This window comes from Polaromonas sp. YR568 (genome assembly GCF_943372955.1).
In the GTDB taxonomy this organism is placed as follows: domain Bacteria; phylum Pseudomonadota; class Gammaproteobacteria; order Burkholderiales; family Burkholderiaceae_C; genus Polaromonas.
Genome location: NZ_CALSAL010000001.1, coordinates 1,151,947 through 1,171,546, shown reverse-complemented (window position 1 = coordinate 1,171,546; position 19,600 = coordinate 1,151,947). Strand labels below are relative to the sequence as shown.

Here is a 19,600-nt window from a genome sequence, read left to right as displayed (position 1 = left end):
CACCGCGATGGAACTCTGGCTGATTCTGGGCTTGCTGCTCATCAACCTCGTGTTGATGACCGTGCTGCTGTTGCGCAAGCCGGCAGGTGACGGCAGTGAGAAAGTGCTGGCCGGCATCACGGCTGGCGACGACAAGCTTGAACGCGAATTACGCCGCGAGATCACCGAAAGTGCACGCAGCAGCCGGCAGGAACTGGCCGCCACCTTCGCCACCTTCCAGCAGACGCTGGTGCAGCAGAGCGCCGAGGCGATTCGCACCCAGAACGCGCAGATCGATGCTTTTGCCCAGCAGCTCACCCTGCTGCAGAAAACACTGTCGGACACGCTGACCACACAACTGCAGTCGGTCAGCGAGTCGAATGCGCGGCGCATGGGTGAGGTGCGCGACACGCTCGAAAAGCAGCTCGCGCAACTGCAGCTCACCAACTCCGCCAAGCTAGACGAGATGCGCAAGACGGTGGACGAAAAACTGCAGACCACGCTAGAGACGCGCCTGGGCGAAAGCTTCAAGCAGGTGGCTGACCGGCTGGAGCAGGTCCACAAGGGTCTGGGCGAGATGCAGACGCTGGCGCAGGGTGTGGGTGACCTCAAGCACCTGCTCACCAACGTCAAGACGCGCGGCATCTTCGGCGAGGCACAGCTGTCGGCCCTGTTGGAGCAGGTGTTCACGGTGGACCAGTACGCCGCACAGGTCATTACGCGGCGGGGCGGCAAGAACCCGGTGGACTTTGCCATCAAGCTGCCGGGGCGCTCCGATTCGGGGGAACCGCTGTGGCTGCCGATTGATGCGAAATTCCCCAACGAGGACTATGAGCGCCTGCTGGACGCCCAGCAGCGCGCCGACGTGCTGGGCGCCGAGATCGCCGGCAAGGCGCTGGAAGTGCGCATCCGGACCGAGGCCAAGTCGATGTCCGAAAAATACATCGAGCCGCCTTACACCACCGACTTCGCCATCCTGTTCCTGCCCACCGAAGGCCTCTACGCCGAAGTGCTGCGCCGGCCCGGCCTGATGGAGAGCCTGCAGCGCGACCACCGCATCACGCTGGCTGGCCCGACCACCTTGCTGGCCATGCTCAACTCGCTGCAGATGGGCTTTCGCACTCTGGCGCTGGAAAAGCGGTCCAGCGAAGTCTGGCAGGTGCTAGGTGCGGTGAAGACCGAGTTCGGCAAGTTCGGCGATGTGCTGGCCAAGGTCAAGTCGCAGACCGAAACCGTACTCAACACCCTCAGCAGTGCTGAGCAGCGCAGCCGGGTGATGGGCAAGGCGCTGCGCAATGTCGAGGCGCTGCCCGAGGCCGATTCGGCCCGCCTGATTCCGCTGGATCCAGCGGACAGAGAGGCCGACCGGGACCTCGATGAACGGTGAGTCCCGCTGCCGTCTTCAGGGGCGGCATTGATGCCTTGCTCCGCCGCACGCCTGCCCCATGACCCGTGAACTGATGCGCCTGATCCTCGCACAGGTGTGCCTGCACGCCTGCATGGCCGGCACGCGCCTGGCGGCGCCGCTGCTCGCGCTGCGCGAAGGCTACAGCCCTGCGGCCGTGGGTGTGTTGCTCGCGCTGTTTGCGTTGACCCAGGTGTTTCTCGCACTGCCCGCCGGGCGGTTTGCCGATCGCCATGGTCTCAAGCGGCCGATTCATTACAGCGTGATCGCAGCAGTGCTGGGCGCCAGTGCGGCGGTGGCCTTCCCGGTGTTTCCGGTGCTGTGTCTGGCCGCGTTGCTGACCGGCGGGGCCACCGGCGCGGCGGTGATCGCGCTTCAGCGCCATGTCGGGCGTGCGACGTCTGGCGCCATGCAGTTGCGGCAGGTCTTCAGCTGGCTGGCCATCGGGCCGGCGGTGTCCAACTTTGTGGGCCCTTTCTGTGCGGGTCTCCTGATTGACCATGCCGGTGCGGCACCCGGTAGCATCACCGGTTACCGTGCGGCATTCCTGCTGATGGCCTTGCTGCCGCTGGTTAGCTGGTTCATGGTGCGCCACACCACCGAGCTGCCACCGGTGGAAACCGCGTCTGGCCCGCAACCCCGTGCGTGGGACCTGCTGCGCGATGCGTCTTTCCGCCGCCTGATGATGGTCAACTGGTTTCTCTCCTCCTGCTGGGATGTTCACACCTTCGTGGTGCCAGTGCTGGGCTTCGAGCGCGGCATCAGTGCGTCGGTCATCGGCACGATTCTGGGCGCCTTTGCGATTGCTGCCGCCTTGATCCGCATGGTGATGCCGCTGATTGCCGCCCACCTGAGCGAGTGGAAGGTGCTGGCCGGCGCCATGCTGGCCACGGCGGTGTTGTTCGGCATTTACCCCCTGATGGATTCCGCGCTGGGCATGGGCATCTGCTCGGTTCTGCTGGGCTTTGCGCTGGGCATGGTACAGCCCATGGTGATGAGCATGCTGCACCAGATCACGCCGGAGGCGCGCCATGGTGAGGCGCTGGGGCTGCGCCTGATGGCGATCAATGCCTCCAGTGTATTGATGCCCATCCTGTTCGGAACAGCCGGTGCGCTGGTCGGGATCGCCGCCGTGTTCTGGGCGACTGGCGCCGTGGTGGGGGCGGGCAGCCGGCTGGCGTGGCAATTGAGGAACTGAGCCCCTCGAAGCGAACGACCGTGGGGATCAAGTTTTTCCGCAGGGCCGCCCCAAGGAAAAATGCGCCCCCTCGGGGGGGGCAGGGAGTTACGTGAAGCGAACGACCGTGGGGGTCATATTTACAGTTTGTAGAAGTCCCTGATCTTTTCCCACGCCGTTTGCGGGTCGTCCACGTAGCGGAACAGATCGAGGTCTTGCGGAGAGATCGCGCCTTCTTCAATCAGCACATCGAAGTTGATCAGCCGCTTCCAGTAATCCGAGCCGAACAGGATGATGGGGACCGCCTTGGCCTTGCCGGTCTGCACCAGCGTGATGACTTCAAACAGCTCGTCCAGCGTGCCGAAGCCGCCCGGGAATGCCACCAGCGCCTTGGCCCGCATCATGAAGTGCATCTTGCGCAGCGCGAAGTAGTGGAACTTGAAGTTCAGTGTCGGCGAGATGTAGGGGTTGGACGACTGCTCGTGCGGCAGTGCGATATTCAGGCCCACCGTGGGTGCGCCGATGTCATGCGCGCCCCGGTTGGCGGCTTCCATGATGCCCGGGCCGCCGCCAGTGCAGATGAACAGCCGTTCGGCGGGCTTGCACTGGGTGCTGTACTCGGCCACCAGCCGGGCAAACTGGCGGGCCTGGTCGTAGTGGTGGGCATTGCGCATCTGGCGCTGCGCGATTTTCATCTGTTGTGCGTCACCACTGGCTTCGGCCTGGGCCAGCGCGGCCTGTGCCTGCTCGGGCGAGGGAAAACGCGCGCTGCCAAACACCACCACCGTGCTTTCAATGCCCTGCGCCTGCTGCTCGATATCGGGTTTGAGCATCTCCAGCTGAAAACGGATGCCGCGGGTTTCGCGGCGCAGCATGAACTCCGGGTCGGCAAAGGCCAGACGGTAGGCGGATGCATCGAGCGCCGAGCCGCTGTTGGCCTGGGATTGCAGCTCGGCCCAGGCGTCGGCCAGGCGGTTGGCGGAAAGGTCTTGTGTTTGATCCATGACTGATTGTGAATGATGAAACATGCCCGCCGTGTTTGACAAACCCCGACCTTCAAACCCCAACGTGAATGAGGTGAATGGTGCGCAAAGCAAAAAGGCCCCTTGCGGAGCCTTTCTGTTGGACGAGCGGGGAAGGCTCAGACGCGTTTGCGGTATTCGCCGGTGCGGGTGTCGATCTCGACCACATCGCCCTGTGCCACGAAGATGGGCACACCGATCTCGAAGCCGGTGGCGATCTTGGCAGGCTTGAGCACCTTGCCCGAGGTGTCGCCCTTGACGGCAGGTTCGGTCCAGGTGATCTCGCGCTGCACGCTGGTCGGCAGTTCCACCGAAATGGCCTTGCCATCGTAGAACACCACTTCGAGTTCCATGCCGTCCTGCAGGTAGTTCAGCGAGTCGCCCATGTTCTCGGCTTCCACTTCGTACTGGTTGTACTCAGAGTCCATGCAGACATACAGCGGGTCGGCGAAGTAGGAGTAGGTGCAGTCCTTCTTGTCGAGCACGATCTGGTCGATCTTGTCGTCGGCCTTGAACACCACTTCGGTGTTGAAGTTGGCGACGAGGCTCTTGAGCTTCATGCGCACAGTGGCGGAATTGCGCCCGCCGCGGCTGTATTCGGTCTTGAGCACCACCATCGGGTCTTTGCCGTGCATGATGACGTTGCCAGCGCGGATTTCTTGAGCGATTTTCATAGCAGTTTCTACTTGAAGCTAGGCCGCTGAGCCTGGGTGCAGGTGTGCACCGCTGTGGGCGCTTGCGGCGGGTTGTGCGGTGTGCCAGGTCAGGCTGGTCCGCAAAGCCTCTGATTTTAGCCGTTTTTCAGGGCAAAGCCGCAGAGCTGGGTGGCGAGGTCGTCCTGCGCCTGCAGGCGTTGGGCAGCGGCAGTAACGCATGCCTGCCAGGCTGGCAGGTCGCCGAGCAGCCCGGAAAGCGTGTCGGTCAATGAGTCTGGTTCCGCGCCTGCGGGGTGGAGGCCGTTCCAGTGGGCATGAAAGGCCTGCAGTGAGCCCGGCGCCTGCAGCATCTGCAGGAACGCGTCGAGTTTCATGCGATGGGCCTCATCGTCCTGGGGGTAGATTTGCCAGATGAAAGGCTTTCCGGCCCAGATCGCCCGCACCACCGAGTCTTCACCGCGCACAAAGTTGAGGTCGCAGGACCACAGCAGGTGGTCAAAGTCGGCCTGGGTCAGCCACGGCAGATACGAGATCGTCAGCATCGGCCCATCGCTAACGTCATCGACTGCCGCCGCAGCGCTTTCCGCCTTGACCGCATCCGTGGCCCGGCCAGCAGCGACCAGCAGCCGCACCGGCTGCCCGCGCAGACCCTGCTGTTTGAACGAGTGCAGCAAGGGCGCCAGTGCCGCAGGCTCGTAGCAGAACAGGCTGACCAGCGCCTCGCCCTGCCCGCCGACGCCTTGCGCCCGCAGCCATTCACCGCGCTGGAATACTGCCTGCTTGTCCTGCAACCCGGGCTCCCGCAACAGCCCGCCGGTGGCTTGCGTAAAGCCTGGGTAGAAGAACCATTTGGTCCAGCCTGCCGCTGGCCCCTGCAGCACCGGCGAGGGCAGGGCGTGACTGCGCTCCACATAGGGCTCAGCCGACAGGTATTCCAGATTGATCCAGACGGGCTGCGGCGCCGTGCCCCGCTGGTGTACGCACGCGGTCAGGAAGGCAGGGTCGGCATCACAACCAAAGGCTTCAATCAGCACATCGGGCGGTGTCGCGTTAACCGCTGCTTCGGCGAGGGCCTGGGGCTCCAGTGGGGTCTTCCAGTCAAGCACACGGACGCCCGCGTGGCCTCGCGGCGCCATCCACTGCAGGGCTGAAGCATCGTCCACCCACAACCGCACGCGATGCCCGCGCGTGGCGAGGTCCGCCGCCAGGCGCCAGCACACGCCGATGTCACCGAAGTTATCGATGACTTTGCAAAAAATGTCCCACTGCAGGCTGCGCATCATGCGGGGATTGTCCACAATACGGGCTCGGCTCTCGTCGAACCCTGATGTCCTCGTTGATCTGCCTGCATGACCAAAGCCCACGAATTCGACCCCCAACTGCTCAGTGAAGTGGCGGCCTTGCCGGCCTTGCCGGGGGTGTACCGCTACTTTGACGCCGAAGGCGGCGTGCTGTACGTGGGCAAGGCCCGCAACCTGAAGAAGCGGGTCGCCAACTATTTCCAGAAGAACCATGGCGGCACCCGCATTGGTCACATGGTGACGAAGATCGCCCGCATGGAAACCACGGTGGTACGTTCGGAGGCCGAGGCGCTGCTGCTCGAAAACAACCTGATCAAGACGCTGAACCCCCGGTTCAACATCCTGTTCCGCGACGACAAGAGCTACCCCTACCTCAAGCTCACCGGTGCGCGCACTGCCGAAGAGGGCAGCGCACCGACGGCGCAGGTGTTCCCCCGCATCGCCTACTACCGCGGCGCGGTGGAGAAAAAGCACCGCTACTTCGGTCCCTACCCCAGCGCGTGGGCGGTGAAAGACACCATCCTGCTGCTGCAAAAGGTGTTCAGGCTGCGCACCTGTGAAGACACCGTGTTCAACAACCGCACCCGGCCCTGCCTGCTGTACCAGATCAAGCGCTGCTCGGCACCCTGTGTGGGCCATGTGTCACCAGAGCAGTACGCTCTGGACACGGCCAATGCCGAGCGCTTTTTGCAGGGGCAGGCGCAGGAGGTGTTGACAGCGCTGGAGAGCAAGATGCTCGCGCACGCCGACCGGCTGGAGTTCGAGCAGGCAGCCGAGTTGCGTAACCAGATGTCGGCGCTGTCCAAGGTGCTGCACCAGCAGTCGATGGAGACGGGTGGAGACAAGGATGTGGACATCCTCGCGGTGAAGGTGCAGGGCGGCAAGGCCTGTGTGAATCTGGCCATGGTGCGCGGCGGGCGGCACTTGGGCGACCGGCCGTACTTCCCCACTCATGTGGAAAACGCCACGGATGTGGCGGCGCTGGATGCCGAGCTCGCGACCGATGGGGCTGCAGTACCTGTCGGCAAATCGCTGGAAGCCCTGGTGCTGGAAGCCTTCATTGCCCAGCACTACATCGATGTGACGGTGCCACCCACGCTGGTGTGCAGCGAGCCAGTGGACCGCGAACTCATCGACGCGCTGGTCGCGCAAGTGGGCAGCAAGGTGCACGTGGTTCATCAGCCGCGCGAGCAGCGCCGCATCTGGCTGGAGATGGCGCAGAAAAACGCCGGCCTTCAATTGGCCCGGCTGCTGGCCGAGCAGGGCTCGCAGCAGGCGCGCACCCGGGCATTGGCCGAGGCGCTGGACCTGTCGCGGGACGATCTGGAGAGCCTGCGCATTGAGTGCTTCGACATCTCACACACCGCAGGTGAGTCCACCCAGGCATCGTGTGTGGTGTTTCAGGGCCACAAGATGGTCAACAGCGAGTACCGCCGCTACAACATCGACGGGATCACGCCGGGCGATGACTACGCTGCCATGCGCCAAGTGCTCACCCGCCGCTACACCAAGCTGGCCGAGGCGGTGCGCAACCCTGACACGCAGGTCGGTGTACGCCTGCCTGATCTGGTGCTGGTCGATGGCGGCAAGGGCCAGGTCTCGATGGCGCGCGAGGTGTTTGAGGAACTGGGCCTTGACCTCGGCCTGATCGCCGGCGTCGAAAAAGGCGAGGGCCGCAAGGTGGGTCTGGAAGAGCTGGTGTTTGCCGACGGACGCGACAAGGTGTATCTGGGCCGCGACTCAGCGGCACTGATGCTGATCGCGCAGATTCGCGACGAGGCGCACCGCTTTGCCATCACCGGCATGCGTGCCAAGCGTGACAAGGTGCGCACGGGCGGCAGCAAGCTGGAAGACATTGCCGGCATCGGCCCGAGAAAGCGCGCCAGCCTGCTGCAGCGCTTCGGTGGCATTCGCGGTGTGGCGTCGGCCAGTGTGGAAGACATCGCCTCGGTAGAAGGCATCTCGCGTGATCTGGCGGAAGAGGTTTACCGCGCCTTGCATTGACTCTGGATCGGCCCCTGCAGGGACCGGGTCGGTGCTTCTTGCGCCGTGCATGGATGGGCAGGCGCCTTCAGCTCAGACGTATTCACGCAACGGAATGCACCCTTAAATGCCCTGATCAGGCGTGACTGGCGGTAACGACGCCCCGGCGTTGAGCGTGATGCACAGGGCTCGTGCCAAAATCGAGGCATATGTTCCTGACTATCCCCACTTTGATGACCTGGACGCGCATCGTCGCGATTCCCCTGATCGTCGGGGTTTTTTATCTGGATATCCCCACCGCTGACCGCAACCTGATCGCCACCGTGATGTTCGTGGTGTTCGCCGCCACCGACTGGCTGGACGGATTTCTGGCCCGCAAGCTGAACCAGACCTCCTCGTTCGGCGCATTCCTTGACCCGGTGGCCGACAAGTTTCTCGTCTGCGCCTCGCTGCTGGTGCTGGTGCATCTGCAGCGGGCCGATGTGTTTGTGGCCCTTATCATCATTGGCCGTGAAATTGCGATTTCGGCCCTGCGTGAATGGATGGCGCAGATCGGCGCCTCGCGCAGCGTGGCCGTGCACATGATCGGCAAGGTCAAGACCACGGTGCAGATGATCGCCATTCCCTTCCTGCTGTTTGACGGCACGCTGATGGGCTTGATCAACACTCACGTGTGGGGCACCTGGCTGATCTGGCTGTCGGCCATTCTCACGGTGTGGTCGATGGTGTACTACCTGCAGAAAGCGATTCCGGAAATCCGGGCCCGCGCCAAGTAGCTGCACTTGTGCGGCGCTGTTGAATTGACTCGACCGTGAGTTCCACGTCTTCCGCCGGAGCGCCCGTGTCGCTGGTGCTCCGCGCCATGCCAGCGGTGTTCGTGCTGATCTGGAGCACCGGCTTCATCGTCGCCAAGTTCGGCCTGCCTTACGCGCCGCCGCTGACCTTTCTGGCGCTGCGCTATTTCCTGTCCATCGTTTGCTTCCTGGTGTGGATACGGGCCTCGGGTGCGATTTGGCCAGCCCGTGGCAAGCAGTGGTTGCATCTGGCCGTGACGGGTGTGCTGATGCACGCCGGCTATCTGGGCGGTGTTTGGGTGGCGGTGAAGGCCGGCATGGGTTCGGGCCTTGCGGCGCTGATTGTGGGCCTGCAGCCGGTGCTGACGGCGGTGTGGGTGTCGTGGGCGTCGGACCATGGTGGCGATGGAGGTGGTGAGGGCAGGGTGCAGCCGCGCCAGTGGGCCGGTCTGGTCCTCGGTCTGGCCGGGCTGCTGCTGGTGGTGTCCGGCAAGTTCGGAAGCAGCCAGGAGGTGACTCTGCTCACGCTGCTCGCGACCGTGCTGGCCTTGCTCAGCATCACTGCAGGCACGCTCTACCAGAAGCGTTACCTGAAGCCGACCGATGTACGCACCGCCAGTGCCATCCAGCTGATGGCCGCGCTGGCCGTGACGCTGCCGCTGACCCTGCTGGAGAGCGAGGCCATCGTCTGGAACAGCCATTTCATTGGCGCCATGGTGTGGGCGGTGCTGGTGTTGACCTTGGGCGGTGGTTCGCTGCTGTATCTGCTGATACAGCGCGGCGCCGCGACCTCTGTTACCAGCCTGCTGTATCTGGTGCCGCCCACCACGGCAGTAATGGCGTGGTTGCTGTTCAACGAGCCCATCACCGCCATCACGCTGGTGGGCACGGCACTCACCGCGATCGGCGTGAGCCTCGTGGTGCGGGCTGCAGCGCCGCAGGCGGGCTAGGGCCTGCCAAGGCATCTTGCCAAATAGCTTTAGCGGGCCCTGGTGCTCCACGGGGCATCGCGGAACTCAGCCACCAGGTGGTCAATCAGCAGGCGAATGCGCCGGGGCTGACCGGGCCGGTAGGGGGCCAGCCAGTGGATGTCAGCGTCGGGCATGGTGTAGCCCGGCAGCACCCGCACCAGTTGGCCGCTGGCCAGTTGCGGCGCAATGTCCCACAGGCTGCGCAGCATGATGCCGCGACCTTGCAGGCACCAGTCGCGTACCAGCTCGCCGGAGTTGCTCGACATCGGGCCCGACACCTGGATTCGTTCCGGTGTTTTTTCCCGCTCCTTCTGCAGAGTCCAGGTGTCAAAGCGTTGACCGGGTGCATTGCCGTTTTCGCGTACCGTGAGGCACGCGTGCTGCTGCAGATCGTTCGGCACCTTGGGTGTGCCATGGTGGCGCAGATACTGCGGCGAAGCAACCAGCACCCGCTGGTTGCGTGCCAGCCGCCGGGACACCCATTGCGCCGCTGGACCGCTTTGCACCGACCACAACCAGATGGCGCCGTCGAAGCCGTTTTGTGCGAGGTCGGGCAACTGTTCGGTCAGCTGCACCTGAATCTCCACGCGCGGGTAGCGCTGCTGAAATCGCGCCAGCGCCGGGCCCAGCCACAGGCGGCCAAAGCCCAGTGTGGCGGCCAGCCGTATCAGACCTGTGGGTTCAGCCTTGCGCTCCTGCAGTTCTTCCTCAAGCGCGACAAATCCCTGCAGCAGCATCTGCGCGCGCTCACACACGGTTTCACCTTCGGCCGTAGGGCTCACGCGCCGGGTGGTACGCTGAAACAGGCGTTGGCCCAGCGTGGCCTCCAGCGCGGCCAGCCGTTTGGTCACTGCGGAGGGCGTGAGCCCCATCTGGCTGGCTGCACCTGCCAGGCTGCCTGTGTCGCGAACCGCCAGCACCATAGTTAGATCCATGCGTTCCATTGTTTCTTTTTGGGAAATAATCGATTGCCTGATTATTGCTTGAATTGATTCCACCGTTTACTCACAATTCCTCCATGCCATTCGACGACCCCATGCCCTTCATGCCGCCCGCCATCCTCGTGATAGCGAGGTGTGTCACGCGGGGTCGCTTCGATGTTTGAAGGATTCAGCATCGCTGACGTTGCCGGACCAGCCGGAACACTGCGCACGCGGCGCCTGGGCAGCGGCTCCCCCTTGCTGCTGCTGCACGGGCATCCGCAGAGCCATTCCATGTGGCATGCTGTGGCACCTGCGCTGGCGCAGAAACACACCGTGGTGATGATGGACCTGCGCGGTTATGGTGACTCGGCCCGGGTGCAAGGCGATGCCGCGCACGAGGCGCATTCCAAACGCGCCATGGCCGAAGACGCCGTGGCTGTGATGCAGTTCCACGGCTTCACGCGCTTCCAGGTGCTGGCGCATGACCGTGGTGCGCGCGTGGCCCATCGTCTCGCAATGGATCACCCCGCGGCGGTGCAGCGCCTGATGCTGCTGGACATCGCGCCCACGCTGGCCATGTACGAGCACACCTCGGACGCGTTCGCGCGCGCCTACTGGCACTGGTTCTTCCTGATCCAGCCACCACCGCTGCCAGAAGCGCTGATTGAGTCCGACCCAGTGCGCTACCTGCGCAGCGTGATGGGCAAGCGCCACGCGGGCCTGTCGGCCTTTACCCCCGAAGCGCTGACCGAGTACGAGCGCTGCATCCGAATTCCCGGCACGGCGACCGGTATTTGCGAGGACTACCGTGCCTCTGCCAGCGTGGACCTGCAGCATGACCGCGACGACGTGGCTGCGGCACGCCGCCTGTCGCAACCACTGCGGGTGCTGTGGGGTGAGCATGGCACCGTCGGCACCTGTTTTGATGTGCTCGCCCTGTGGCGCGAGCGCGCTGTCGATGTGTCTGGTCGCAGCCTGCCCTGTGGCCATTACATCGCTGAAGAATCTCCCGCCATGCTGTTGGCGGAAGCCCTTGAATTTTTTGAAACCTGAACCTGAGGAGACACCCATGAGCACCAGCAAACCCACCGCCGGCGCCACCGGCAAAAAGCGCATCGCCGTCATCGCCGGCGACGGCATCGGCAAGGAAGTCATGCCCGAGGGCGTTCGCGTCATGGAGGCTGCCGCCGTCAAGTACGGTATTGACCTGCAGTTCGACCACTTTGATTTTTCGAGCTGGGACTACTACGAGAAGCACGGCCAGATGCTGCCCGACAACTGGAAAGACCAGATCGGTGGGCACGATGCCATTTACTTCGGTGCGGTCGGTTGGCCTGAGAAGATTGCAGACCATGTGTCGCTGTGGGGATCGCTGTTGTTGTTCCGCCGCGAGTTCGACCAGTACATCAACCTGCGTCCTGCGCGCCTGATGCCCGGCATCATCGCGCCGGTGGTGCGCCGTGATGGCAGCGCCCGGGCGCCAGGCGAAATTGATTTCTACATCGTCCGCGAAAACACCGAGGGCGAATACTCCAGCATCGGCGGCAAGGCTTTCCCCGGTACGGATCGCGAGTTCGTGCTGCAGGAATCCGTGTTCACCCGCATCGGCGTGGACCGCGTGCTCAAGTTCGCATTTGAGCTGGCACAGTCGCGCCCCAAGAAGCACCTGACCAGCGCCACCAAGTCCAACGGTATTTCGATCTCCATGCCCTACTGGGACGAGCGTGTGGCCGAGATGGCCAAGAACTACGCCGACATCAAGCTCGACAAATTCCACATCGACATTCTCACAGCGCACTTTGTGCAACGCCCTGACTTCTTTGACGTAGTGGTGGCCAGCAATCTCTTTGGCGACATCCTGAGCGACTTGGGCCCGGCGTGCACCGGCACCATCGGCATTGCGCCCAGTGCCAACCTGAACCCCGAGCGCAAGTTCCCCTCGCTGTTCGAGCCCGTGCATGGTTCGGCCCCCGACATCGCTGGTCGCGGTCTCGCCAACCCCATTGGCCAGATCTGGTGCGGCGCCATGATGCTGGAGTTCCTCGGGCACAAGGCGGCGCACGATGGTGTGCTGGCAGCCATCGAGAAGGTGCTCAGCCCCGACAGCGGCGCGCCGCGCACGCCCGATCTGGGTGGCAAGGCCAGCACCGCCGATGTCGGCAAGGCCATTGCAGCCGCTGTTGCAAGCGCCTGAACGGGTTTTCTGTCAAGCCTCAAAATCACATCTCGTGCACAGCGGCGGGCGCGGAAGGCGTGAAAAAAACGTCTAGAATCCGCGTCCGCACGTTGTAAAAGCTTGTTGCTGTATTGACAGGTCGGAGCCCCATCGCTCTAATTGAACACAGCAGCCAACCTGCACATGCCGCTCCCGCTGACACCCCCACCACTGTGTCCCGGGAGATATTTTTTGAGACATCCAGATTAACTCACCCATCTACGAGGGGCTCCTTGTGAACAAGACTGAACTGATCGAGCACATTGCAAAGCATGCAGACATTTCCAAAGCCGCAGCCACCCGTGCGCTGGAATCCACCATCGGCGCCGTCAAGACCACGCTGAAAAAAGGAGGCTCTGTGTCTCTGGTGGGTTTTGGCACCTTTGCCGTTGGCAAGCGCGCTGCCCGCACCGGCCGCAATCCACGAACCGGCGATGCGATTAAAATCAAGGCAGCCAAGGTTCCCAAGTTCCGTCCGGGCAAAGCGCTCAAGGATGCATTGAACTGATGAACAGTGTTTGAGTGGGGTGCTTAGCTCAGTTGGTAGAGCAGCGCCCTTACACGGCGTAGGTCGGCGGTTCGAGCCCGTCAGCACCCACCACCATCTCAAAAGGCGAACCTGGTTCGCCTTTTTTGTTGTTGGGCTTCCGGTATATCCCCACGCAGTCGCACAGGAATTTCGAGATGTTTGATTTCATTCGCAAGCACACCAGAATCACCATGGTGCTGTTGTTTGTGTTGATCGTTCCGTCCTTCGTCCTTTTCGGTCTGGAGGGCTACAACCCGTCCAGCGAAACCGGCACGACGGTAGCCAAGGTCGACGGCAAGAGCATCGTTCAGGGCGAATGGGACCGCGCCCATCAGCTGGAAGTGGATCGCGTGCGCGAAAGCATGCCCTCGCTCGACGTCAAGCTGCTCGATTCACCTGAGGCACGCTACGGCACGCTGGAGCGCTTGGTGCGCGACCGCGTGATCGCTGCCGCCGCAGAGAAATTCCGGCTCACCACCAGCGACCAGCGCCTGGCGCGTGAGCTGCAGCAGAGCCCCGAAATTGCCTCGCTGCGCCGCGCAGACGGCACGATGGACATGGAGCGTTACCGCCAGGTGCTCGGCTCGCAGGGCATGACGCCGGAAATGTTTGAGGCCAATGTCCGCAACGACCTGTCGCTGCGTCAGGTGCTCGGTGGTGTCGGCATCAGCGGCTTTGCGCCGTCTGCAGCGGCCGATGCTGCGCTCAATGCGTATTTCCAGCGCCGTGAGATCCAGCTGGTGCGCTTCAGTGCGGCTGATTTCGCTGGCAAGCTCAACCCTTCAGACGCTGATCTGGAGCAGTACTACAAGGCCAACGAGAAGCTGTTCCAGGCGCCCGAGCAAGCCAGCATCGAATATGTGCAGCTTGATCTGGAGGCCGTGACAAAAGGCATCAGCGTCAACGATGCCGATCTCAAAACCTATTACGAGCAAAACGCCCAGCGATTGAGCAGCGCGGAAGAGCGCCGCGCCAGCCACATCCTGATCTCGGCAGCCAAGACCGCCAGCGCCGCCGAGCGCGAGAAGGCCAAGGCCAAAGCCGAAGAGCTGCTCGCAGCCGTGCGCAAGGCGCCCGAGAGTTTTGCCGATCTGGCCAAAAAGAATTCGCAGGACCCAGGCTCTGCCCCTTCCGGCGGTGATCTTGACTTCTTCGCCCGTGGCGCGATGGTCAAACCTTTCGAGGACGCGGCCTTCACGCTGAAGAAGGGCGAGATCAGTGGTGTGGTCGAGTCTGATTTCGGCTATCACATCATCAAGCTCACAGACATCAAGGCGCCCAAGCAGCGCTCCTTTGAAGAGATGAAGCCCGAGCTGGAAGCTGAGCTGAAGAAGCAGCAGGCACAGACGAAGTTCGCTGAAACTGCCGAAGCCTTCACCAACGGTGTGTACGAGCAGTCCGACGCGCTCAAGCCAGTGGCCGATCGCCTCAAGCTGGAAGTCAAGACGGCCACCGGCGTGACCCGTCAGCCGCCGCCCGGAACCACCGGCGTGCTGGCCAATGCCAAGTTCCTGGGTGCACTGTTCGCCCCCGATGCTGTCGAGAAAAAGCGCAATACCGAAGCCGTCGAAACGGCGCCGAGCCAGCTGGTTTCGGGCCGTATCGTGCAGTACACACCGGCACGCACCCAGCCTTTCGCTGAGGTGAAGGCCACCGTGCGCCAGCGCTGGATCGCCGAGCGCAGCGCAGAAGAAGCGCGCAAAGAGGGTGCTGCACGTCTGGCAGCGTGGAAAGCATCGCCCGCTACGGCGACCGGCCTGTCGCCCGTGGTGACAGTCTCGCGTGACCAGACGCAGAACCTGCCATCGCCCATCATCGACGCCGCCCTGCGTGCCGATGGCGCCGCCTTGCCCGCATGGGTGGGTGTGGACCTGGGCAACCAGGGCTATGTGGTCGTCAAGGTGGCCAAACTGGTGCCGCGCACGGCCCCTGCAGCCGCCGTGGCCGCGCAGGAGCGCGAGCAGTACAACCAGTGGTGGACCACTGCGGAAAACCTGGCCTACTACAACGCCCTCAAGGAACGTTTCAAGGCCGAGATTCTGGTGCCCAAACCAACGCCGGCCACCAAGACCAGCGTTTGATGGCACGTCTGCCCGTGCAACACCGCCACTTTGTTTTATAATCTGCGGCTGCGGTGGCTGTAGCTCAGTTGGTAGAGTCCAGGATTGTGATTCCTGTTGTCGTGGGTTCGAGCCCCATCAGCCACCCCAAGTGATTCAAGAAAACCTGCTACCAAATCGGTAGCAGGTTTTTTTTTGCCAGTTAGTTTGAGAAAGTCATCGGGGGTGCCATGCTCATGCTTGGCCAATGACCGATGCTTCAAGCCACTGACCTGGGACCTACATGCTCGACGACATCAAGAAAACCCTTTGGGCCACGGCCGACAAGTTGCGCGCCAACATGGACGCCGCTGAATACAAGCACCTGGTGCTGGGCCTGATCTTCGTCAAATACATCTCTGACACCTTCGCCGCGCGCCGCACCGAGCTGCAGCGCCGCCTCACCGACCCGGCCGACGACTACTTTCTGCACGGCCACACGCCCGAGCTGCTGGCGCAGGAGCTGGAAGACCGCGACTATTACAAAGAGGTCAACGTGTTCTGGGTGCCCGAAGCCGCGCGCTGGGAGTCGCTGCGCGCTGCAGCCAAGCAGCCCACCATCGGCAAGCTGATCGACGACGCGCTGACGTTGATTGAGCAAGAGAACCCCAAGCTCAAAAACATTCTTGACAAGCGCTACGCCCGCGCCCAGTTGCCCGACGGCAAGCTGGGTGAGCTGGTGGATTTGGTTTCAACCATTGGCTTTGGTGAAACGCCGGGCAGCGCACGCGATGTGCTGGGGCAGGTGTATGAATACTTCCTCGGCCAGTTCGCCAGTGCCGAGGGCAAGCGGGGCGGCCAGTTCTACACGCCGGCCAGCATTGTGAAAACACTGGTCGCTGTGCTGGCGCCGCACCACGGCCAGGTGTACGACCCGTGCTGTGGCAGTGGCGGCATGTTTGTGCAGAGCGAGAAGTTCATTGAGGCCCACGGCGGAAAAATTGGCGATGTGTCCATCTACGGGCAAGAAGCCAACCCCACCACCTGGCGGCTAGCCGCCATGAATCTGGCCATTCGCGGCATTGACTTCAACCTGGGCAAAGAGCCGGCCGACACCTTTGTGCGCAACCAGCACCCCGATTTGCGCGCCGATTTCATTCTGGCCAACCCGCCCTTCAACATCAGCGACTGGTGGCACGCCAGCCTGACGGGCGACCCGCGCTGGGTGCATGGCGACCCACCCCAGGGCAATGCCAACTACGCGTGGCTGCAGCACATGCTGCATCACCTCAAGCCGACTGGTCGTGCTGGAATCGTTTTGGCGAATGGCAGCATGAGCAGTAGCCAGAACAACGAAGGCCAAATCCGCGCCGCGATGGTCGAGGCCGACGTGGTGGAGGTGATGATCGCGCTGCCCGGCCAGCTGTTCTTCAACACGCAAATTCCGGCGTGCCTGTGGTTCCTCACCAAAGCCAAACCGGCGCACCGCCAGGGACAGGTGCTGTTTATCGACGCCCGCAAACATGCCACCATGATCAGCCGCGTGCAAAGCGAGCTGAAAGACGAGGTCATCGAACGTATTGCCAACACCGTGGCTGCCTGGCGTGGTGAAGGCGACTACCAGGACACCCCCGGCTTTTGCCGCAGCGTGCCGCTAACTGAAATTGCCCAGCACGGCCACGTGCTCACCCCCGGCCGCTACGTGGGCGCGGAAGCAGTCGAAGACAACGACGAAGACTTTGCAACCACCATGCAACAGCTCACGGAAAAGCTGGGCGAGCAGATGGCAAGGGGCGCGGAACTGGATGCGTTGATTCGCAAGAAGCTGGGGGGGCTGGGGTATGAGTTCTGAGTGGGCAAAGTTCACAGACCTACTCGCAGCTATTGTCGATAACCGAGGGAAGACTTGTCCGGTTGGTGAGACTGGCTTACCACTCATCGCCACAAACTGCATAAACGGCAAGGACCTCTATCCAAGCTACGAAACTACTCGTTTTGTTTCGGATGAAACTTACAGAACATGGTTTCGCGCGCATCCGAGGCCAGGTGATATTCTTTTTGTTTGTAAGGGTAGTCCGGGTCGTACCAACTGGGTTCCGGACCCTGTGGACTTTTGCATAGCACAAGACATGGTGGCGGTTCGGGCGGATCCGCTGAAGATTTACCCCAAGTATTTGTTTGCTGTACTACGCTCAGATAGCGTTCAGTCGCAAATCGACAATATGCATGTCGGCACGATGATTCCGCATTTCAAAAAAGGGGACTTCGATAAGCTGTACATCCCACTGCTAGATAGCAAATCACAAATTGCTGTTGGTGATCTCTACTTTGAGCTCTCTGAACGCATCACCCTCCTGCGCGAAACCAACACCACCCTCGAAGCCATCGCCCAGGCCCTGTTCAAGTCCTGGCTTGTCGATTTCGACCCCGTGCGCGCCAAGATGGAAGGCCGCGCCCCCGAAGGCATGGACGAGGCCACGGCGGCGCTGTTTCCGGATGGGTTTGAGGAGTCGGAGTTGGGTTTGGTGCCGAGGGGGTGGAGCCTGCTCCCATTGTCTAAAGCGTTTGATATAAACCCCGCGCGCAAACTAAAGCGCGGTGACGTCGCGCCGTACCTTGACATGGCTGGCGTCGGCATTCAGTCGCATGTCGTTCAAGGCGTCATTCAACGTGAGATGGGCTCGGGCACTAAATTTTTGAACGGCGACACCCTCCTTGCACGCATTACCCCATGTCTTGAAAACGGGAAGACCTGTTTTGTTGATTTTCTCTCCGGCGACAAAGTTGGCTGGGGTTCTACAGAATTTGTCGTGTTACGACCAAAGGCGCCGCTGCCGCCTTACTTCGGGTATCTGTTGTGCAGGCATACTGCTTTTCGCGATCACGCCGTTCAAAGCATGTCGGGGACCAGCGGACGCCAAAGAGTGCAGAACGACGTTCTCGGTATGTATCCGGTTGCGGTGCCTTCTGCTTCTGTTGCTGCTGCATTTGACGGCGTAGTTACGACCGCACAGCGCAAGATATCTGAGAACCACAATCAGGCCCAAACTCTGGCCTCCCTCCGCGACACCCTTCTCCCCCGCCTGATCTCCGGCCAACTGCGCGTGCCCGACGCCGAGGCCCTGGCCGAAGATGCCGAGGCGTAAGCCAGCCCTTGCGCGTCACAGCCTGTCGTGATGTTGATGCTGCTCCCTCAACGGGCGGTCTGCGGCGGGAGCTGAGGGCCGAATGAAATTCAGAGTCGTCGCAAACCAGGCATTGAAGAATTTGGCCTTACTTATTTGGCCGTACTTTTTTCAAAATCGAGAAACGTACCGCTAATCCGTACGCCAGTGGGTGTCGGGTATCTCGCACCCATGCAGCTTATTAACGTCCAAAATCCCGTGCTTTTTCGACACGTCGTGGGTAACATGCATAGAAAATAACCATTCTCCATACAGATACCCAGTCGCTCCATGCCGTTTGACCGCCTTCAGCCCTACAACGAGTTGCCATTGCTGCCACCTGCCGTGGAGCTGGAAACCAAGGCGGTGCTCAAGCAGGCCATTGCTGCCAACCGGGTGCTGGCCAGCCTGCGTGGTCTGGCGGCGCAGATTCCCAACCAGGGCATGTTGATCAGCAGCATCGTGCTGCAGGAGGCACGGCTGTCGTCAGAGATTGAAAACATCGTGACCAGCAACGATGCGCTGTACCGCGCAGATGCTGACGCCGACGGCAAGGCCGACCCTCAGACCAAAGAGGTGTTGCGCTACCGGGAGGCGCTGTATCACGGATTCCATGCGCTGAAAGCCCGGCCACTTTCAACCAATCTGTTCATCGAGATTGTCCAGCTGATCAAGCAGTCGGACATGCAGGTGCGTGCAGTGCCGGGCACGGTGCTGAAAAACCCGGTCAGTGGTGAAGTGGTGTACACACCGCCAGTGGGGGCCGAGGTAATTCGCGACAAGCTGTCGAATCTGGAGAAGTTCATCCATGCGCAGGATGACCTGGACCCGCTGGTGAAAATGGCGGTGATGCATTATCAGTTTGAGGCGATCCACCCTTTCCCTGACGGTAACGGGCGGACCGGGCGCATCCTGAACCTGTTGTATCTGGTGGACCAGAAGTTGTTGGATATTCCGGTGATGTTTCTGTCGCGCTACATCATTGCCAACCGGCCGGCTTATTACGAAGGCCTGCGTGGCGTGACCGAGCGGCAGGAGTGGGAGTCGTGGATTTTGTACATGCTGCGGGCCATTGAAAGTACAGCGCAGCAGACCTACGAACAAGTCAGCCGGATACGCGACCTGATGGAGCAGGTGCGTGAGCGGGTGCAGCGCGAAAGCCCGGTGGTTTACAGCAAAGATCTGGTCGAGGCGATTTTTCGCCATCCGTACACCAAGATCCAGTTTTTGGTGGACGCGGGAATTGCCAAGCGCCAGACGGCCTCTAGCTACCTGCAGGCGCTGGCGGGCCTGGGTGTGCTGCGAGAACTGAAGCATGGTCGTGAGAAGTACTACATCAACGATGCCTTGTTGGCAGAACTGGCGGCTTGATATGGGTTCCGAATCGACATTTCCTCTTAATATGTCGATTTATTTTGTTTTTTTAAACATATTATAGGAAT

The 19,600-nt window shown here is 61.8% G+C and carries 16 protein-coding genes and 2 tRNA genes; 14 read left to right on the top strand and 4 right to left on the bottom strand.

Going from position 1 to position 19,600, the window contains the following annotated elements; genetic code table 11:
* Nucleotides 1–7 precede the first annotated feature (7 nt).
* Nucleotides 8–1,366 carry a DNA recombination protein RmuC gene (gene rmuC, locus AAG793_RS05550; RefSeq protein ID WP_341905133.1) on the top strand — a complete coding sequence of 453 codons (1,359 nt, stop codon included), beginning with the start codon at nucleotides 8–10 and terminating at the stop codon, nucleotides 1,364–1,366.
* A gap of 58 nt (nucleotides 1,367–1,424) precedes the next feature.
* Nucleotides 1,425–2,582, top strand: coding sequence for an MFS transporter (locus AAG793_RS05545; protein WP_341905131.1), 1,158 nt, complete (start codon nucleotides 1,425–1,427; stop codon nucleotides 2,580–2,582).
* Between the two features lie 119 nt (nucleotides 2,583–2,701).
* Here AAG793_RS05545 and AAG793_RS05540 read toward each other — a convergent pair whose 3' ends face one another.
* From AAG793_RS05540 to earP, 3 genes are all read right to left on the bottom strand, one after another.
* Nucleotides 2,702–3,565, bottom strand: a complete 864-nt coding sequence (locus AAG793_RS05540; protein ID WP_341905129.1) for a TIGR00730 family Rossman fold protein — start codon at nucleotides 3,563–3,565, stop codon at nucleotides 2,702–2,704.
* 137 nt (nucleotides 3,566–3,702) lie between these two features.
* Entirely contained in the window at nucleotides 3,703–4,257 is a 555-nt protein-coding gene (gene efp / locus AAG793_RS05535) for an elongation factor P (protein ID WP_341905127.1), read from the bottom strand.
* A 116-nt stretch (nucleotides 4,258–4,373) separates the two neighbouring features.
* Nucleotides 4,374–5,522 carry an elongation factor P maturation arginine rhamnosyltransferase EarP gene (gene earP / locus AAG793_RS05530; protein WP_341905125.1) on the bottom strand — a complete coding sequence of 383 codons (1,149 nt, stop codon included), beginning with the start codon at nucleotides 5,520–5,522 and terminating at the stop codon, nucleotides 4,374–4,376.
* Nucleotides 5,523–5,588: 66 nt separating this feature from the next.
* Here earP and uvrC point away from each other — a divergent pair, with 66 nt between their 5' ends.
* The 3 genes from uvrC (at nucleotide 5,589) to AAG793_RS05515 (ending at nucleotide 9,267) form a co-directional block, all read left to right on the top strand.
* Complete coding sequence (uvrC, locus tag AAG793_RS05525; protein WP_341905123.1) at nucleotides 5,589–7,544, top strand: excinuclease ABC subunit UvrC; 1,956 nt, start codon at nucleotides 5,589–5,591, stop codon at nucleotides 7,542–7,544.
* 188 nt (nucleotides 7,545–7,732) lie between these two features.
* Nucleotides 7,733–8,299, top strand: a complete 567-nt coding sequence (gene pgsA, locus AAG793_RS05520; protein ID WP_341905121.1) for a CDP-diacylglycerol--glycerol-3-phosphate 3-phosphatidyltransferase — start codon at nucleotides 7,733–7,735, stop codon at nucleotides 8,297–8,299.
* A gap of 86 nt (nucleotides 8,300–8,385) precedes the next feature.
* Nucleotides 8,386–9,267 (top strand): DMT family transporter, encoded by an 882-nt coding sequence (locus AAG793_RS05515; protein WP_341905436.1) that lies wholly within the window; start codon nucleotides 8,386–8,388, stop codon nucleotides 9,265–9,267.
* 29 nt (nucleotides 9,268–9,296) lie between these two features.
* On the opposite strand, the gene AAG793_RS05510 is transcribed toward AAG793_RS05515, so the two are convergent.
* The gene (locus AAG793_RS05510) at nucleotides 9,297–10,232 is read right to left on the bottom strand and encodes a LysR family transcriptional regulator (protein WP_341905118.1); all 936 of its coding nucleotides are present in this window, start codon (nucleotides 10,230–10,232) and stop codon (nucleotides 9,297–9,299) included.
* 153 nt (nucleotides 10,233–10,385) lie between these two features.
* On the opposite strand from AAG793_RS05510, the gene AAG793_RS05505 reads away from it, so the two are divergent.
* The 9 genes from AAG793_RS05505 to AAG793_RS05465 all read left to right on the top strand — a co-directional run bounded on the left by AAG793_RS05505 (nucleotide 10,386) and on the right by AAG793_RS05465 (nucleotide 19,529).
* Nucleotides 10,386–11,264, top strand: a complete 879-nt coding sequence (locus tag AAG793_RS05505) for an alpha/beta hydrolase (RefSeq protein WP_341905116.1) — start codon at nucleotides 10,386–10,388, stop codon at nucleotides 11,262–11,264.
* 16 nt (nucleotides 11,265–11,280) lie between these two features.
* The gene (locus AAG793_RS05500) at nucleotides 11,281–12,405 is read left to right on the top strand and encodes a tartrate dehydrogenase (protein WP_341905114.1); all 1,125 of its coding nucleotides are present in this window, start codon (nucleotides 11,281–11,283) and stop codon (nucleotides 12,403–12,405) included.
* Between the two features lie 256 nt (nucleotides 12,406–12,661).
* The gene (locus AAG793_RS05495) at nucleotides 12,662–12,934 is read left to right on the top strand and encodes an HU family DNA-binding protein (RefSeq protein ID WP_007874140.1); all 273 of its coding nucleotides are present in this window, start codon (nucleotides 12,662–12,664) and stop codon (nucleotides 12,932–12,934) included.
* A 17-nt stretch (nucleotides 12,935–12,951) separates the two neighbouring features.
* Nucleotides 12,952–13,027, top strand: a tRNA-Val gene (locus AAG793_RS05490).
* Nucleotides 13,028–13,110: 83 nt separating this feature from the next.
* The gene (locus tag AAG793_RS05485) at nucleotides 13,111–15,036 is read left to right on the top strand and encodes a SurA N-terminal domain-containing protein (RefSeq protein ID WP_341905112.1); all 1,926 of its coding nucleotides are present in this window, start codon (nucleotides 13,111–13,113) and stop codon (nucleotides 15,034–15,036) included.
* A gap of 53 nt (nucleotides 15,037–15,089) precedes the next feature.
* Nucleotides 15,090–15,165: transfer RNA gene (locus AAG793_RS05480), tRNA-His, on the top strand.
* Between the two features lie 133 nt (nucleotides 15,166–15,298).
* Nucleotides 15,299–16,846, top strand: a complete 1,548-nt coding sequence (locus AAG793_RS05475; RefSeq protein WP_341905109.1) for a class I SAM-dependent DNA methyltransferase — start codon at nucleotides 15,299–15,301, stop codon at nucleotides 16,844–16,846.
* Between the two features lie 277 nt (nucleotides 16,847–17,123).
* Nucleotides 17,124–18,140, top strand: coding sequence for a restriction endonuclease subunit S (locus AAG793_RS05470; RefSeq protein WP_341905105.1), 1,017 nt, complete (start codon nucleotides 17,124–17,126; stop codon nucleotides 18,138–18,140).
* Nucleotides 18,141–18,449: 309 nt separating this feature from the next.
* Nucleotides 18,450–19,529 (top strand): Fic family protein, encoded by a 1,080-nt coding sequence (locus tag AAG793_RS05465; protein WP_341905103.1) that lies wholly within the window; start codon nucleotides 18,450–18,452, stop codon nucleotides 19,527–19,529.
* Nucleotides 19,530–19,600: the final 71 nt, after the last annotated feature.